This is a genomic window from Candidatus Clostridium eludens, from assembly GCF_045310515.1.
Lineage (GTDB): Bacteria > Bacillota > Clostridia > Clostridiales > Clostridiaceae > Clostridium_B > Clostridium_B eludens.
In genome coordinates this window covers 19,695-37,682 of sequence record NZ_JBJHZX010000001.1, presented here as the reverse complement: position 1 = coordinate 37,682, position 17,988 = coordinate 19,695, and the positions used below count along the sequence as shown (strand labels likewise).

5 protein-coding genes are annotated in these 17,988 nt (G+C 33.6%); all 5 read left to right on the top strand.

All coding sequences use genetic code 11. The features are described from left to right. The first annotated feature begins 157 nt into the window (after positions 1 to 157). The 5 genes from ACJDU8_RS00105 to ACJDU8_RS00085 all read left to right on the top strand — a co-directional run bounded on the left by ACJDU8_RS00105 (position 158) and on the right by ACJDU8_RS00085 (position 17,894). Positions 158 to 859, top strand: a complete 702-nt coding sequence (locus tag ACJDU8_RS00105; RefSeq protein WP_406790123.1) for a 4'-phosphopantetheinyl transferase family protein — start codon at positions 158 to 160, stop codon at positions 857 to 859. A 1-nt stretch (position 860) separates the two neighbouring features. Continuing rightward, complete coding sequence (locus ACJDU8_RS00100; protein WP_406790122.1) at positions 861 to 1,568, top strand: thioesterase II family protein; 708 nt, start codon at positions 861 to 863, stop codon at positions 1,566 to 1,568. Between the two features lie 231 nt (positions 1,569 to 1,799). Further along, positions 1,800 to 7,502 carry an amino acid adenylation domain-containing protein gene (locus tag ACJDU8_RS00095; protein ID WP_406790121.1) on the top strand — a complete coding sequence of 1,901 codons (5,703 nt, stop codon included), beginning with the start codon at positions 1,800 to 1,802 and terminating at the stop codon, positions 7,500 to 7,502. Positions 7,503 to 7,508: 6 nt separating this feature from the next. Beyond that, positions 7,509 to 8,690 carry an MFS transporter gene (locus tag ACJDU8_RS00090; RefSeq protein WP_406790120.1) on the top strand — a complete coding sequence of 394 codons (1,182 nt, stop codon included), beginning with the start codon at positions 7,509 to 7,511 and terminating at the stop codon, positions 8,688 to 8,690. Between the two features lie 12 nt (positions 8,691 to 8,702). Beyond that, complete coding sequence (locus ACJDU8_RS00085; RefSeq protein WP_406790119.1) at positions 8,703 to 17,894, top strand: beta-ketoacyl synthase N-terminal-like domain-containing protein; 9,192 nt, start codon at positions 8,703 to 8,705, stop codon at positions 17,892 to 17,894. Positions 17,895 to 17,988: the final 94 nt, after the last annotated feature.

Sequence of the window (17,988 nt, the reverse complement as noted above, 5' to 3'; positions counted from 1 at the left end):
TTTGTGTAAGAATTAGTCATATTAGTTAATTATACGTTAATTCTATGTTAATATTTGTCATTTTACACGTTGAATTATTGACTTGTATATTTCTAAAAATATATAATGTATGTATTGTATTGGAATTATGAGGGTTTTGTATCTGGAGGAGTTCCGTATGGTTAATATCTACGCTGTTAATATAAGTGATAATGTGAATTTTCATACATTGAATGAGTTAATGCCATTTATTACTGAAGAGAAACTTAACAGAGTAAAAAAATTCTATAAAGTGGAAGATTTGAAAAGGGGAGTGATGTCTGAAATATTAGTAAGATTCATTTTATGTAAAAACTTTCATGTAAGAAATGAAGATTTAAGTATTACAAAAAATTATTATGGAAAACCATTGTTAAGTTACCCCGAAAATATTCATTTTAATGTTTCTCATTCAGGACACTGGATAGTGTGTGCAGTACATAATCTACCAGTAGGCATTGATATTGAACAAATTAAACCTATTGATTTTAGTATTGCTCAGCGCTTTTTCTCTGAAAGTGAATATGGCAGTATTCTGACATCAGATGAAGGTTCTAGATTGCCTCTATTTTATGAATTTTGGACTTTAAAAGAAAGTTATATTAAAGCTGTTGGAAAAGGTCTGTATATGGCACTTAATTCATTTAATATAAAACTTTGTAATGATGGCATACGGGTTGAAAGAGAAGGTAGTTTTGAGGAGTGTTATTTCAAACAATATGATATAGATAAAAATTACAAACTTTCAGTATGTGCTAGAGCCAATAATTTTTCAGATAACATTATACTATGGAGTGACTTAGAATTGTATAAAATGTTCAAGGCCCTTGTGAGGTGGTAAAATGGATAAAATTAGATTAATCTGCTTGCCTTATGCTGGTGGATCATCGATGATTTACAGTAAATGGACAAAATATCTTAACAGATCTATTGAAATATATAGAGTTGAACTGGCTGGAAGGGGAAGAAGGAGAAACGTACCCTTATATACAACCCTTGAAGACTCAGTTAATGATGTTTTTTCATCAATAAAAGATGTTTTAAATGACTGTTCATATGTAATATTTGGACATAGTATGGGGAGTATAATTGCCTATGAACTAAGCTGCAAAATTAAACAATCCGGTCTAAATAATCCTCTTAATATAATATTTTCAGGTTCTAATGCTCCACATGTTAAAAGTAAGAGAGAACTTTGTTACAGGTTGCCTGAAGATAAGTTTAAAAATATTATCCTAGAATATGGTGCTACTCCTGCTGAAGTTTTTGAAGATAAAGTATTAGCCAGCTATTTTGTTCCAATACTCAGGGCTGATTTTAGGATTCTTGAAACATATCAATATAATGACACAAAAAACCCATTTGATTATCCCATAACTATTTTTTATGGTATGCATGATAAATTGGTGGATGTCCAAAAAATAGATGAATGGTCAGGTTATACAAGAAAACAATGTAAAAAATACGCCTTTCAGGGAGGACATTTCTTCATAAATGATAATATGAAAAATGTGGTTGAAACTATAAATCATGTTATAACAAGTCTGTAAAATACTTATTCATAAAAAATGCATAGCCAAACTCTAAGATATAGGTTGATTTATGGATGACTTATATAAAGAGCTGACTATGACAAATAACCAATAACATATTACACCAAAACCAGAAAAAATGCTATGTAAAATTTTATCCACGTGGCTTAAAAAACTAGAAAATTTAATGTGAAATGAAAGTATATTTTACCAGGATAACTGTCTATAAGTCAGATACTTTAATAACATATGGAAGGGGAATTTAAAGTGTGTATTAATCAAATGAATTCAGAAGATATGAAAGGGCAAGTATATGAACTTATATCAAATGTAACTGGGCATAAAGTTGAAGATCTTGATTGTGAAATGTTTCTTGAAGGTGATTTGGGAATTGATTCAATTAAAATGGTAACATTGATGAACCAGCTAATGAAGCTTGTACCTGCTGAACAATTGGATGAGTTTACATCTATGTATCCTATAGTACGGTTGATGTCATTGCAAACAATAGGTGAAATTGTTCTTATATTTGAGGAGTTTTACAATGTGAAGGAGTTAAGTCAAAGTGAAAAAGATGATTTAGTAATTTTGAATGCTCAATATCCATTTTTAGTATCTTATTGGTCGGTGGGGACATTAACTATTTGTTCAGGTGTAAAAATTCAGGGTCCACTTTATTTAAATCAGCTGCAGGAAAGTTGGATTGAATTAGTAAAGAGGCATCCTAGTTTACGGGGGGAATTTGATGTTTGTGAGGGAGCAAAAAGTTTTAAAGACTATAGTCTTAAAGTATTCAGTAATCCTACCTTACCTGAAATAGAGGTACAAGATATAAGACACATGCCTGCGCAAGCTAAAAGTCAGAGAATTAATCAGATTATTGAAGAAATTCTAAACAATTCCTTTGATATTTTTGTATACCCGCTTCATAGATTTATGGTGATTCAGATAAATGACGCTGAATATGAACTAATATTGGCAAATAATCATCTGATTTCAGATGGATTGGGAAATCAACAAATCCTCAGAGAGATACTTGAGATATATGCAGCAAAAATACAGGGTGTCAGTGTAAAATTATGGGAAAGCGTATCTCTCGGCGATTATAATAAAGTAGTTTCAGAGATAAATAATTGGAATGATCCTGAAGAAAACAAAAATTTAGATAGTTATTCTCGAGTTTGCGGGAAAACAAAGTATAGTTTTAATCCTTTTGGTAGTGGTAATGCTGATAATGAATTTGCTCAAGTTGAGACTAAGAAATACTGGATAAGTGAAAATATTACCAGGCTTCTTATGGACAAATCAAAAGCATGGAGAGTATCTTTGTTTACTCTTATAGTTAGTGCTTATTTAAAATCTGTAACACAGCTGGATGAGGACAGTGATCAAATTATATTAAATTTACCTACCGGAGGGAAGGTATATCCTAGTATTGATGCAACAGGACTTATAGGGTGCTTTGCCCAGAATATGTCACTAAGCTTTAATTCAAAAGAGGCTGACGAGGATTGGGTGACACTAGTAATGAGGGTAGATAAAGAAATAAAAGATAAAATATCTGCAGGAATAGACAGGGCTCAAACCTACATTGCTGCTAAAATGGCAAAAGATGAGGATATGCTTGAAGATGGAAAGATGTCTAAAACAGCAGCAGCTTTTGTACGTTCCAGCTTAAAATCAAACTTATATCTTTCTTTTGTTGGAGATACTCACATAAAAGAAAAATATGGCAATTTAAAAATAGTTGATTATGAAGCATATACGTCAACTAATGCAGGAGCTATAGATAATGTTATTGAATTATTCCAAAATCAAATCTTTATCTCATCCAATTATGATAGTTTGCATTTTCATGAAGATGATATTAATTTGTTAATTAAAAAATTTATAGATAATCTTTATTTTCTTGCAAATTATGAAGTGGAAAATCAGGATGAAGTACTAAGGCTAGAGGTTTCGGAAGATAAAATGTTACTTGGAGAACTCCAGAAAATAGCCGAGGAAATTTGCTGTACAGCTATCTGTGAAGAGGATGTACATAAGGATCTGGAGGCTGATTTTGGAGTTGATTCTTTACAGCGTATTCGTATAATAACAAGATTGTGTAAACTTCATGAAGGAGTTGATAAAAACTCTCTTTTTGAATGCAGGACTTTAAGTGAAATGGCTTCAATAGTTGAAAAAAATCAAAGCTTAACTGAGAGCTATCCTGAGGAGAAAGAACAAATTCCATATAGACAAATTGTGAAGCAGTGCAGGGCTACGCCTGATGCAATAGCTATTGTGTATAAGGGTGAGAGTATAACCTATAGGGAACTAGACCGCATATCAAACAGAATTGCTAATTATTTAAAAAGCCAGGGTGTTAAAAGAGATTCCCTTGTTGGAATAATGGTATTTCCAGGTCCTATGATGTTACTTGGTATGATAGGTATTATGAAAGCAGGTGCAGCTTATGTGCCAGTGGATCCTGATTATCCAACAGAAAGAGTTCAATATATACTAAATAACTCAGGTATAGAAATTTTACTTACTGAGCATGGGTTAAAAACTTCATTAGAACAACTAATAAAGGAGGATTCTGTCATAAAAGTCCTTATGTATTTGGACTATGGTACTCCTTTGGATTCAATATACAACTACAAGCAGACTTTAAAGGAACAATGGATGGCTGCTCATGATGGTGAGCCTGAAGTTATAAATTCTCCTGATGATTTAATGACAGTTCTTTATACTTCAGGTTCAACTGGAAATCCTAAGGGGGTTATGCTGGGGCATAGAGGTTATATGAATAGGTTAAAATGGCATCAAGATACTTTTAAGTTAAAGCCAGGAGAACGGGTGGCACAGAAGACATCTTGTTGTTTTGATATATCTGTATGGGAACTTTTCTGGCCTTTAATGTATGGAGGTATAGTATGTCCTGCTAGTAAGGAAACTGTAAAAAATCCATGGAGCTTAGGAAAATGGATGATAGATACAAAAATAAATATAATGCATTTTGTACCATCCTTGTTTGGTGAATTTGTAAATGCTTTAGAGGATGATGATTATAACTTTAAGGATTTAAGATGGTTAATTTTTAGTGGTGAGGCACTGCCAATGGCCACAATGCAAAAATGGATAGATAAGCATGGTTTATCAATAGGACTTGCAAATCTTTACGGACCTACTGAGGCATCTATTGATGTTACCTGTCACATGATTGACAAAAGGCCTGGAACTAATGGAGAAAACAGTATTCCAATAGGCAGACCTATTGACAATGTGTTCATCAAAAATTTAGATGAAAATATGAAAGAACTTCCAGATGGGGAAATAGGGGAACTTTGGATTGGTGGTGTTCAGCTTTCCAGTGGCTATATGAATAATAGACAGAAAACAGAAGAAGCCTTTAAACCTAATTCTTTTAAAGATGTGCCAGGTGATTATTTGTATCGAACAGGAGATCTAACCTCCAGAAGGCAAGATGGGAGTTATGAATATCATGGACGCAAAGATAATCAGGTGAAGATAAGAGGATTTAGAGTTGAGCTGGGAGAAATTGAAGCAGTGCTTGGAACTCATCCTTGTGTAAATGAAACTGCTGTAATTGCAGTGGACTATATTCAGGGGCAGAAGCAATTATTTGCCTGGGTTTCAGGTAATAAAGTAGATGATAGTGAATTAAAAAAGTGTGTAACAAAGAAGCTCCCTTATTACATGGTTCCCCACCGCTTTGAATGGGTGACCGTTTTGCCAAAGACTCCTAATGGGAAGCTTGATAGAAAAGTTTTGAATGAATTATCTCAAAGGAAACTAAAGGGTAATGTGGTTGAAGATGCACTAACCAGTGAAATACCACTGTCACCTGCACAGAATTGGCTAATGAATTATTTTGATTATCCATATCAATGGACTGGATATACAAGGTTTTTATACAAACAGCCTTTAGATTATAAGCTATTTAACAAAGCCCTTTCAATATTAGCTGATAACCATGATGTTTTAAGAAGTGTATTAGTTAATAAAGGAGAAAAATGGCAGCAGAAATTTTTGCCTTTAGGACAAAATGTAAAAGCAGATTTTTATGATGGTTCTCATATGGAGCATCAAGAGAGAGACAAAGAGGTCAAAAATTTAATTGATAAAATTATCTTAGATCTAAAAGTAGACAAATGGCCCCTCTGGAAAGTGGTTGTTGTAAGGGTAAATAGTTCTCTTTATGATATTTCTGTAATTGGACATCACCTTATTTCTGATGTTATAACAAATCAACTGTTGTTTAAGGATATATGGAAAATATATAGACAACTTATTCTGACTGAAGATATTAAACTTGAAAAATCAAAATCATATAGGGATTTTGTTCTGCGAGTTAATGAAGAAAAGAAGAATAAAGGTCTGGAGTTTGTAGATTATTGGAAAAAACAATTTCCTTCAGAATTTTATTCCTTTAAGATTCCTGAGGATTTTAACCTAGGCAGTAATACTGAGCAGTCTGCTAGTTCAGAAATGTTTATTTTAGATAAAGCTAAAACACAGCAGTTATTGACTACTGCAAAGAAATGCTTCGGAACAAGTGTATATCCAATTTTACTGGCACCGCTTTATAAAATGCTGCAAAAGCTTTATAACAAATCATGGATAGTAGTAAGCCATAGAATGAATGGAAGGGATCTGGGTAATAATATATTTTTCCAGACTGCAGGAAATTTTGCAATAAATTATCCACTGGGAGTTACTATAGGACACAATGAGGATTGGAATGAAATAGTCAATAAGATCACAAGTGCTATGAATGGAGTTCCAATGAACGGTATAAGCTACGATTTGATTTCAGACAATTTGCCTTCATATCTATATCCTGATTTAAATTTAGCATCCATAAGATCAAATTATCTGGGAAACAGGGATATACCTCAATATGATATATTTGAATTTTCAAAGGATGATATTGACAGGAGATATTCCCATCCTGATCAAAAGAGAATTTCATTAATTGAATTCTTCTATTCTATAGTAAATGGTGAGTTAAATTTAGAAATAGAATATTCTAAGAATATGTACAGTGAATCTACCATAAAACGTCTTGGAAATGAATACATGAAAGTTTGTATAGAGATGATTTCCTATATCAATAATCAGAAAAATACTGAATATAATAGTACTTTAAAGCCTCTTTCATTAATAAGGGGAAGTAAAAAGGAGGGCTTTTTATCAAACAAAAGTGTAATTGTAACCGGTGGAGGAAGAGGCATAGGAAAAACTATTGCCATTGAAATGGCTAAAGAAGGTGCTGAGATAGCTATTATATCAAGGACAGCAGGTGAATTGGAAGAAACAGCAGCAGAGATTAAAAGAATTGGCAGTAAAGTTATAACTATAACAGCAGATATCAGCAGTTATAATGCTATGGGGAATGCTGTGAAAAAAATTGTTTCTGAATTTGGTAAAATAGATGTTCTTGTAAATAACGCAGGAATAACGAAAATGGCTCCTTTCACGGATATTAAAGAAGAGGAATGGAAGAGAATTGTAGAAGTCAATTTGTTTGGAACATATAACCTGTGTTATTTGACTATACCACATTTTGTGGAACAAAAATCAGGAAAGATTATTAATTTAGGTTCTGATTCATCTTTTATAGGATATCCTTTGATGAGTGCTTATTCAGCGTCTAAGCATGGAATTATTGGACTAACTAAATCTTTAGCTGAAGAGTTCAAACCTAATAACATTCAGGTAAATGCAATTTGTCCGGCTATGGTAGATACAAATATGGCTCCAGGTGCATTTAAGAAAAATGCTATGTCACCTAAAAAAGTTGCCGATTTAGTTTTATTCTTATCTTCAGATAAATCAGAGTATATTACTGGAGAAGCTATTAAAATTTTTGGAAAGCAGGATATGTACTGGTTTGGATCCCAGCATATACCCGCTCTCAGAGCTGCATTGAGTAAAAGGTAAGGAGGAATGACAAACTATTATGAATTTAAGAGAAAATGCACATTTGCTGCTTCAAAAAAAAAATGGGTACTTTATATTGTAGGTTTATTCCTGGGAACTGCAATGGGGATCATAAATCCCCTTGCATCCACTCACCTAGAAAAAAATAATGTGGGAAACTTATATATTGGGATAATTTCATCATTTTTTTTCCTTTTTATGTCAATAGGTTCTATTCTAATGGATAAAAGAATGAGAAATAAGGACATAAAAGTAGTTATGTTATTAGGGGCATTAATTGCTGCAGGGGCCTGTGGTATTTTTCCTTTGGTTACAAACTTATTTCTCTGGCTTTTTTTAATGGTAATCATGGGATTTGGCATAAGTGCTGATATGGTTGGAGTACAAACAATGCTCCATAATTTAACGGAGGATAATACAAGAGGTATAGTCAGTGGCTTATATTCATTTTGTTTTGCTGTAGGTTTTATATTCAGCTCTGTTACAGGTCCACAGTTATATATGTATAAAGCTTGGTTTCCTTTTATGATTCCTATAGTTACTCTCGTATTGTGTCCAATAATAATAGGGCTAAATTTTAAAGAAAAAATAATATTTCCAGAAAAGCCAGAGGGAAATGTATTAGGAAAGGTATTTATTGGACTTCAGGGGGCGTTTTTATATGGTTTTACAGAAACTACTCTAATTACTCTCTATCCTATCTTTCTTCTCCATGAAAAATATAGCCTTTCATATCTTGGATATGCTCTGGGAATATTTGTAGTGGGAAGTATTGCAGGTACTATACCTATGACTTATATTTCAGATAAGCTGGGAAGAAAGAAAACTTTGATAGTTATTATTCTTATTTCTGTATTTACGGTTTTAGGAATTATAATTTTCAATAATTTTGCGCTAAGATTAATTTTCTCATTTTTATCTGGTGCTGTCATTGGTCCTATATATCCATTATCGCTGGCAGTTACAGTTGAAAACTTAGATAAAGAAGATATACCTTCTGGAACCTCATTATTTACTTTCTCCTATGGAATTGGATCTACCATGGGTCCGGTGATTTCATCTACAGTTATGAGTTTGTTTGGAAATGATTATATTTTTAGTGTATGTCTATTAATTTTTGTTGTATTTCTTTTTACAGTCTATATTAAAAGAGGTAAATATGAGTATAATTTGAGAAACTATAATTAAGGGGATGATTACATGAATAATGAAAAAATGTCAATTGCCTGGGGGAAGCCTATAACAGGCAAGTATTGCAGTAAAATAAATATTGGTAACTTATTAATAGAAGCTTCAGAAAATCAAAAGGATAGAGGGATATTGTTTATACAAGATAATAATACAGAAGTTTTCTTAACCTATAAACAAATACTTGAAAAGGCTGTTTACTGTTTAGGAATGCTTCAAGAAAATGGTTTAAAACAAGACGATTTTGCAATTCTTTCCTTTGAAAATAATATTGATTTTGCCATCAGCTTTTGGGCTTGTATACTTGGCGGAATTATACCTGCACCAATTTCCTATCCTTCATCCTTCAAGAGAAAAAATGCTTCTTTAGAAAAGCTCATAAATGTGTGGAATACCCTTGAAAAACCTGTAATAATAAGTGATGCTTCTATGATTGGAAGTATGAAAAATAATGAGTTATATGAGGATTGTAAAAATATGTTGATGCTGGATGTATCAATCTTAAAGCAGAGTACAGTAAAAGGTTCAATAAATCTGTCACCATCAGAAAAGCCTGCTTTTATACAATTTAGTTCAGGAACTACCAATAAACCTAAGGGAGTAATTTTAACACATAAAAATTTATTGACTAATATAGAAGGAATTATTGAAGGGGCGGGTTTAACTTCAGAGGATAGATTTTTTTCATGGATGCCTTATTATCATGATATGGGTTTAATTGGCAATCATTTGACATTAATTGCATTAGGTATATTTCAGATAAACATGCATCCTGTAAAGTTTGTAAGAAGACCTGCTCTTTGGTTTGATTCAATTTCCAAGCATAAAATTACTGTAACTTCCAGCCCTAATTTTGGCTATAGATTACTGCTTAGAAAAATTACAGACAAACATCTTGAAGCCTGGGATTTAAGTTCCCTAAGATTAATTTTTAATGGTGCAGAACCTATTTTTGTACCCCTAGCTAAAGAATTTATGGAAAAATTAGCTGTATGTAATTTATCTGAAACAAGTATGTATATGGTGTATGGAATGGCTGAGGCTTGTTTAGCTGTTACTTTTCCCATTGCAGGTACTAAACCGGAAAGTCATTGTATCAGCAGAAATAGCCTTGTAAATAATTCAATAGCTGAAGAAATTGATGAAGGTAATTTTGATTCATTCCAGGTGGCCAGTGAAGGATATCCTGTTCCTGGAACGGGGGTTCGTATTGTAGATGAGCAGGGAAAAGTAGTTTTAGAAAAACAATTGGGGGAAATTCAAATAAAAGGTGACAATGTTACTTCAGGTTACATTAATAATCCAGAAGCGACCCTTAATTCCTTTCAGGATGGGTGGCTAAAAACAGGTGATATTGGTTTTATGATTGATGGAAAGTTATGTGTAACAGGGCGTATGAAGGACATAATTTTTGTTAATGGACAAAATTTCTTTGCACATGATATTGAGTTTAAGTTAGAAGAATTTGAAGGGGTAAAACCAGGAAAACTTGTAGTATGCGCATGGCATGATGAAAAAGAAGGAAGAGAAAAAGTTGCCTTATTTTCTGCACTTCGTATCAATAAGGATAATTCAAAAAGCTTTTATGCAAATATACTTAGTAGAATAAATGAAATTTTTGGTATTGCCATTGAATATGTTGTTTTGATTAAATCTATTCCTAAGACCACCAGCGGTAAAATACAGCGTTTTATGCTGGTACAGTCATTTTTAAATAATGAGTATGAGGGTGAAACATTTACCTCAGATGAGTTATTATTTAATGAGATAGAAAAAACAGAGAAAAGTGAAACATCCAGGCCTTTAATATCAGGACAAAATATGGATAAAATACGTGAAATTTGGGCGAAAGTACTGGACAGACCTGCAGAAAGTATAGGATATAATCAGTCATTTTTATCATTAGGAGGAACTTCGGTAAAAGCAGTGCAAATTTTAAGTATGCTAGAAGATGAATTAGAATTAACTTTAAGTCATGATATACTTATCAATTGTGAAACTATAAGTGATATGGATGAATATATTAGAAGATTACATGAAGAAAATACCCCAGAAATTAATGTGACAAAAGTAGCTCCATCCCTAGTAGATAAGGATGATGACATAGCAGTAATAGAAATGGCCTGCCGTTTTCCTGATGCATCAACTCCTGAAGAATTTTGGAATAATATCGTAAATGGAAAGTGTAGTATTGATAAAATACCTGCAGATAGATGGGATATAGATAAATACTATAGTACTGATGTTGATCCAATAAAAACAAATTGCAGTACAGGTGCTTTTATAGATAAACCTTTTGATTTTGATGCTAAATTTTTTAATATATCTGATGAGGAGGCCGCTGTTATGGATCCTCAGCAGCGAATTATGCTTGAATTAGTATTTGAAATATTAGAGAGGGCAGGGTATTGTAAGAAAAAAATAGGTGGGAAAAATTTGGGGTTATTTATTGGAGCTGGTACAAATTCCTATTATGAATATCATTTAAATACTTTAAATATGTCAAATCTCAAAAGCTTTGATAGTTTTAACTCACTTACAAAAGAAGAACAAAAGTCTATTCTTGAGGAATGGAAAAATAAGCTTGGTATAACCCATTTCCATCCTAATTTACTTGTGGATAATATTTTGAATATGGTTGCAGCTAGAACCTCTCAGGAATTTAATTTAAAAGGGCCTAGTATGGTGATAGATACAGCCTGCTCATCCTCAATAGTGACTATTCATCTGGCCTGCCAGTCTCTTCTTAGGGGTGAATGTGAATTTGCCCTAGCAGGAGGAATTAACCTTTTACTCACTCCTACTCCATATATATATTTTAGTAATGCAGGTGCCCTGTCAACAAGCGGACTGTCAAGAGTTTTTGATTCTCAAGCTGATGGTTTTGTTCCAGGAGAAGGTGCAGGTCTAGTTTTGCTGAAGCCTTTGAAAAAAGCTTTGAAAGATGAAGATAATGTTCTTGCAGTTATCAAAGCAAGTGCGATAAATAATGATGGACACTCTATAGGAGTTATGGCACCTAACCCTGATGGCCAGCGTGAAGTAATTGAATCCTTGTATATAAATAATGATTTCAATCCTAAGGATATACAGTATGTAGAAGCACATGGCACTGGTACAAAGATTGGGGATTTAAGTGAAGTTAGAGCTCTAGACAGGGCTTTTAAAAGGTGGAGTCCTGAAGCTAATTCCATAGCTATAGGGTCAGTTAAATCAAATATTGGACATCTTCTCAGCAGTGCGGGTATAGCCAGCTTTATTAAAGTGGTATTAGCCTTAAATAATAAAATTATGCCTCCTAATGTGAATTTAAATGAGCTTAATCCTTCTATTAAATTTGATAGGACTCCTTTTTATACTATTTCTAAGGCAAAGGAGTGGAAAGTTTCTCCAAACATAGCCAGACGGGCTTCTATTAATTCCTTTGGATTTGGAGGTACTAATTGCCATATGGTTATTGAAGAGACTCCTGAGCTAACTAAAACAAAGACTGAAAAAATATATGAACGATCTAAGCATGTTCTATGTCTTTCTGCAAATACAAAAGAATCATTAAGTCAAAAAATAAAAAATTTAGTAGAATATCTTAAGACTAATAATGAAAGTTCCTTGGGAGATATATGTTATACAGAAAATGTCACCAGGACACTGCTTAAATATCGCTGTAGTGTGGTTGCAGACTCTTGTGAGGATTTAATGAGTAAGCTTCAAGAAGTGAAATTAGATCATATTGAGGGTAAAGTAGTTCCTAAAATAGCATTAATGTTCACAGGTCAGGGCTCACAATATGTTGGCATGGCAAAACAACTATATGAAGATCTGCCTATTTTCAGGACATATATTGATGAATGCTCGGAGGTGTTTTATCCTTACCTTAATGAAAAGATAACTGACTTGATTTATAGTGACAAAGCAGATGAAATACTTCTTGCAAAGACAAATATTACACAGCCGGTGGTGTTTACTATTGACTATGCTTTTGGAAAGCTCTTTACAGATTTAGGGGTTAAACCTAACTATGTGCTTGGTCATAGTATTGGTGAATGGTCAGCAGCTTGTCTCTCGGGCATAGTAAGTCTACAGGATGCTGCAAAAATAGTAGCTGCCAGAGGCAAATTAATGGAAGAGCTGCAGTCATCGGGCAGTATGTGTGCAGTGTTTACCTCTGGAGACAAACTCCAAGGGTTACTTGAAGCTTTTGAAGGTAATGTTTGGATTGCAGCATACAATGGAACCCATCAGGTTATATCAGGGGAAGTAAATGCGATAGAAAAATTTAGTGAAGTACTGCTAAAAGAGGGAATAGGATTTAAAAAATTAAATGTTTCCCAGGCTTTTCATACGCCGCTTATGAAGCCAATGCTGAGTGATTTCAAGGCAGTATTAGAGGGGGTAACCTTTAATTCTCCTAAAATACCTGTAGTATCAAATGTCACAGGAGAAATAATGAATAAACCTTTTGATACTGAATACTGGATTCAGCATATTCTTCAACCTGTAAAGTTCGAGCAAAGTTTAAAATATTTATCAGACAACTCTGTAGATACCTTTATTGAGTGTGGCCCTGATAAGATATTATCAGGAATGGCAAGAGGTATAAAAACTAGCAATGCTAAAATAATTTTCACAGCTTCAGACCGCAAGAAGGATTCCTGGGATACCTGTTTAGGCACACTGTCTTCACTCTTTTGCTCAGGAATAAATATAAATTGGGAAAAATTTGAGCAGGGTATTCGCTATAATAAGGTTCAATTACCGTCATATCCATTCCACAGGAGTACATATAGGCCTGATTTTGGAATGGAAAATATAAAGGTACCAAACAGCTGGTTTTATAGTTGGAACTGGAAAGCTGAATCAGACAACTCCCTTAGTTTATTACCAGCAGGGAATGTAGTAATATTTGATGATGGAAATGGCATTGGAGAAGAATTCAAATCAATGTTTGATGAAAAAGAAAATAAAATTTATGTTGTTAGCTCAGGAAGTGAATACAGCTGTGATTCCAATAAAAATTTTATAATTAATCCGTTAGTGGAGAGGGATTATGTTGAGCTTTTTAAAAACATTCCAGAACCTATAGCTGCAGTGATACATTTATGGAATTTTAAAAGGGAAGCCTGGAAATCAGAATTTGTATTTGATGACAGGGTGGTTCGGGAGGATATTTACAGTATATTGTGTATTGGAAAGGCTTTAAAAGAACTTAATGCAGGAAACATCAGATTATTGCTGGCTACAAACAGCGGCATATCTGTAACTGAAAATTATAAAATCTTTAATCCACACCAATCTATTGCTGTAACTCTGGCATTAGCTTTAGATCAGGAAAATACTTTTATAAATTCATATTGTATAGATATAGATAAAAAAGAGTATAAATCTAATAAAGAACTTGCTGAAATCCTATTTAATGAGATAGGGAAGGAAATAAATAGTGAGGGTATAGTAGTTATCAGAGATGGAGTAAGGTATGTAAGAGATTTAATCAACACAGGTGAATTGAGTAAATCTTCAAAAATCCAGTTTAATGATGGCGAAACCTATTTGATTACGGGAGGTGCAAGTGCTGTAGGAGGTGAAATTGCCAAAGCATTTGCTAAAAAGGCTAAAGTTAACCTAGTTTTAACAGGCCGTGAAAGATTACCATTAAGAGAAGAGTGGAATACACAAATATCTAATAATGCTAAATGGGCTAAAAAGATTGATTTAATCTTAAAGCTTGAAGAACTTGGAGCAAATGTTATTTATGAAGCTGTAGATGTAACAAAAATTAATGAAATGGAAGTCCTTATGGAGAAAGTAAATAATATATATGGATCTATTCAAGGTGTAATTCATGCAGCGGGCACCTGGGATTTTTCAAGCTTTAAACTTTTAGATAAAAGCGTTGATACAGTGAATAGTGTTATAGAACCTAAGGTGCAGGGAGCGATAATAACTGATTATGTTACAAGAAAGGAGCCTTTAAAGTTTTTTGTTATGCTTTCATCAGTATCTTCCTCGAAAAAGATCTGGTCAGCAGGACTTGGCGATTACGCTGCAGCAAATTCCTTTTTGTCAACATACAGTTTTTATAGGGCATCTGAAAATGTACCGGGAAAAACTATTGCATTAAATTATTCCCTATGGTCTAAAACTGGAATGGGTGCTAATCTTGGTAATATGGCTTCAATGGCAATAAAAGTTCAAGGATTAAATCCTCTTCCTGTGGAGAAAGCTGTGGAAGCACTAATGAGGGTATTGTCAGATGGAAGTCAAAGAGTAATACACATTCTAGATAAGCTTGAAATAACACAGGAAAAGAAACCTCTTTCAATTAAAGTTAATACGCTAGACTTTAAAAAATCCCAAAATATTAGAGAGACTGTCTATAAAATTATTGCTGACCAATTGCAGATTCATCAGGAAGAACTAGATATAGGACAGAATTTTCTTGAGTTAGGCTTGGATTCACTGGGAGCAGTTAAAGTTATGGAAAAGTTAGGGCATAATCTTGGAATAGAATTATATCCTACATTAATATTTGAATATCAAACTCCTGATTCATTGGCACAATATATTGATAAAGTTTATTCTGGAGATTCCGATGGAGTAACAGCACAAAAAATAGATATTTCAGAAAAAAATACTTTTCCAATGGAAAAAATAAAGGATATTGCAATAATAGGTGCCAGTGTCAGAATACCAGGTGCAAATACACTAGATGAATACTGGAGTATTCTTGAAAGTGGCAAATGTATGATAAGAGAAGTGCCATCAGAAAGATGGTCATTAAAGGATTATTTTAGTACAGATGTAAACTCTTTGTATACTTCTTATTCCAAGTATGGTGGGTTTATAGATAAGCCCTACGAGTTTGATCCTATGTTCTTTGGTTTGTCCCCAAGTGAAGCTGTTGTTACTGATCCGCAGCAGAGAATTTTTCTGGAGATTGCATGGGAAGCGTTACAGCAAGCTGGCTATGGAGGAAGATATGGCTCAAATAATATTGGAGTTTTTGTAGGCTGTGAACAAAACACCTATGGAGAACACTTTGCAAATTATAGAACTTACATGAAACTAAAGAATTATTTATCAAGTAATCACACATTTAATAACATAGGCCATGCAGAACAGGATGAAATAATGAACAGTATTTTTAATGTGTTGAAACCAGCAGAGATGCTTCCTGATTTTGTTGCAGGAAATAGTTTAAATGAGGTAGCAGCTCGGGTAAGTCACTGTCTGAATTTTACTGGGCCAAGTTTAACAATTAATTCAGCATGCTCATCTTCCTTGGCAGCACTGCACCTGGCATGTGAGAGTATTAGAACAGGACAAAGTGAAATGGCTATAGTTGGAGGTGTGAATTTGAATCTTTCACCTACTCCATTTGTAGGTTTAAGCAGAGTAACAGCCTTATCTAAAACAGGAGTTTGTTACCCTTTTGACAGCAGGGCAGATGGTATGGTACTTTCAGAAGGGGCCAGTGCAGTACTGTTAAAACCACTAGAAAATGCCATGAGAGACGGGGACAATATACTGGCTGTAATTAAAGGTTCTGCCATGAATAATGATGGACATTCTCAGGGCTTAACAGCTCCTAGACCTCAGGGACAGGCAGATGCTATAAGAAAAGCGTATTTGGAAGCAAATATCAATCCAGAAACCGTATCTTACATTGAAACTCACGGTACAGGTACACCTTTGGGTGACCCTATTGAAATTGAAGGTATGACTCACGCTTTTCGTTCCTTTACATCAGAAAAAGGTTTTTGTGCTATTGGGTCAGTTAAATCTTCCATAGGACATATGTTATCCGCATCTGGAGTTACAAGTTTAATAAAAGTAGTTCTTGCACTTAAGAATAAAAAAATACCGCACACTGTAAACTATGATAAGTCAAGAAGTAATCCTAATATAGATTTTGCTAATTCTCCATTTTATGTTGTTAGTGGAGAACCGATGGAATGGAAAGGCAATAACATAACTCCTCTAAGGGCAGGAGTGAATGCCTTTGGCTTTGGTGGAACCAATGTTCATGTGGTTCTGGAAAAAGCTCCAGATATAAGGGAATATGAGGAAGAAAGACCTCCATACCTGTTACAGTTAACTGGTAGAAATGAAAATGTGGTGAAACGCATAGCTGCTAATTTAAAGAATCACATAGAACAGTATGAAAATTTAAGTGCAGCTTCAATTTGCTTTACTGTAAATAGTGCTCAAAAGGAATTAATCACTAAGGCTGCAGCAGTAGTGAAATCAAGGGCGCATTTGCTGAAAGTGCTTACTTCACTTGAAAACGGCAGCAGCATTGAAGGAGTTTATAAGGGACGTTCTCACCCAAATCGTGAAACTCAAGCTTACCTTATGCTGGATGGTAACATGAAGATTTTTGAAGATTGTAAACATGATTTATGTTCCCGTTTTGCTGCATTTAATACCGCATACAGAGAATGCATGGATAGATATAAGGAGTTGAAAAATGAATATAGTGAAGAAATTGAACTTATTCATTCTTTTGCAGTTCAATATGCACTTGGCATTCTTTTAAATGATTTTGATTTAAATATTTGCGGAATAATTGCACAGGGTACGGGCATTTTAACTGCAGCAGTTTTAACAGGTTTAATAAATTTAGATCAGGCTTTGGGGCAACTTATTCATATTAGCATTATAGAAGAGGGTAACTATTCTAAGAGCAATGAAAATGCCGTGTATTTAAATTCTCCTATATTAACACCTTCAGGAGCTATTGAAGAGTTTTTGGATATTCCAATAAAGGTTATAGAAAATATTAAAAGTTTAGATGGATTTGTAAATAAAGATCAGGTAGTTATTTATCCTGGCAAAGTTGATAAAATTAAGAATAAAGAATTTTATGATGATAGACTGTTTAACTGGGTTGAGATGAATATAAATGAAAATGCTGTAGAATCTATTATAACAGCATTTGCTAAGCTTTATGTACTGGGAACTAGGTATAATCCTAATAAACTCTCCACAGGCAAGGAGAAAAAGGTGGCACTTCCTACCTATCCCTTTGAAAATGAAACCTATAAAATATCTTTTGAAGAAAAGGCAGTTGATGTAGAGCTAAATTCAGCCACTACACAGCAAAAAGGATTAGTAAAGATATATAATTATTATACACTTTCCGATATGGAAAGAAAATCAAGTTGTAATGGCTTAGGCAATGACTTGAAGAAGTTGATTATTTAAAAAATATAACTATCAAGTGATTCTTAGGCTCAGCTGGAGTTTGTTTTAGAGAACTGCTTATCTCCATCTGAACCTTATTAACAGTATTCTTAGT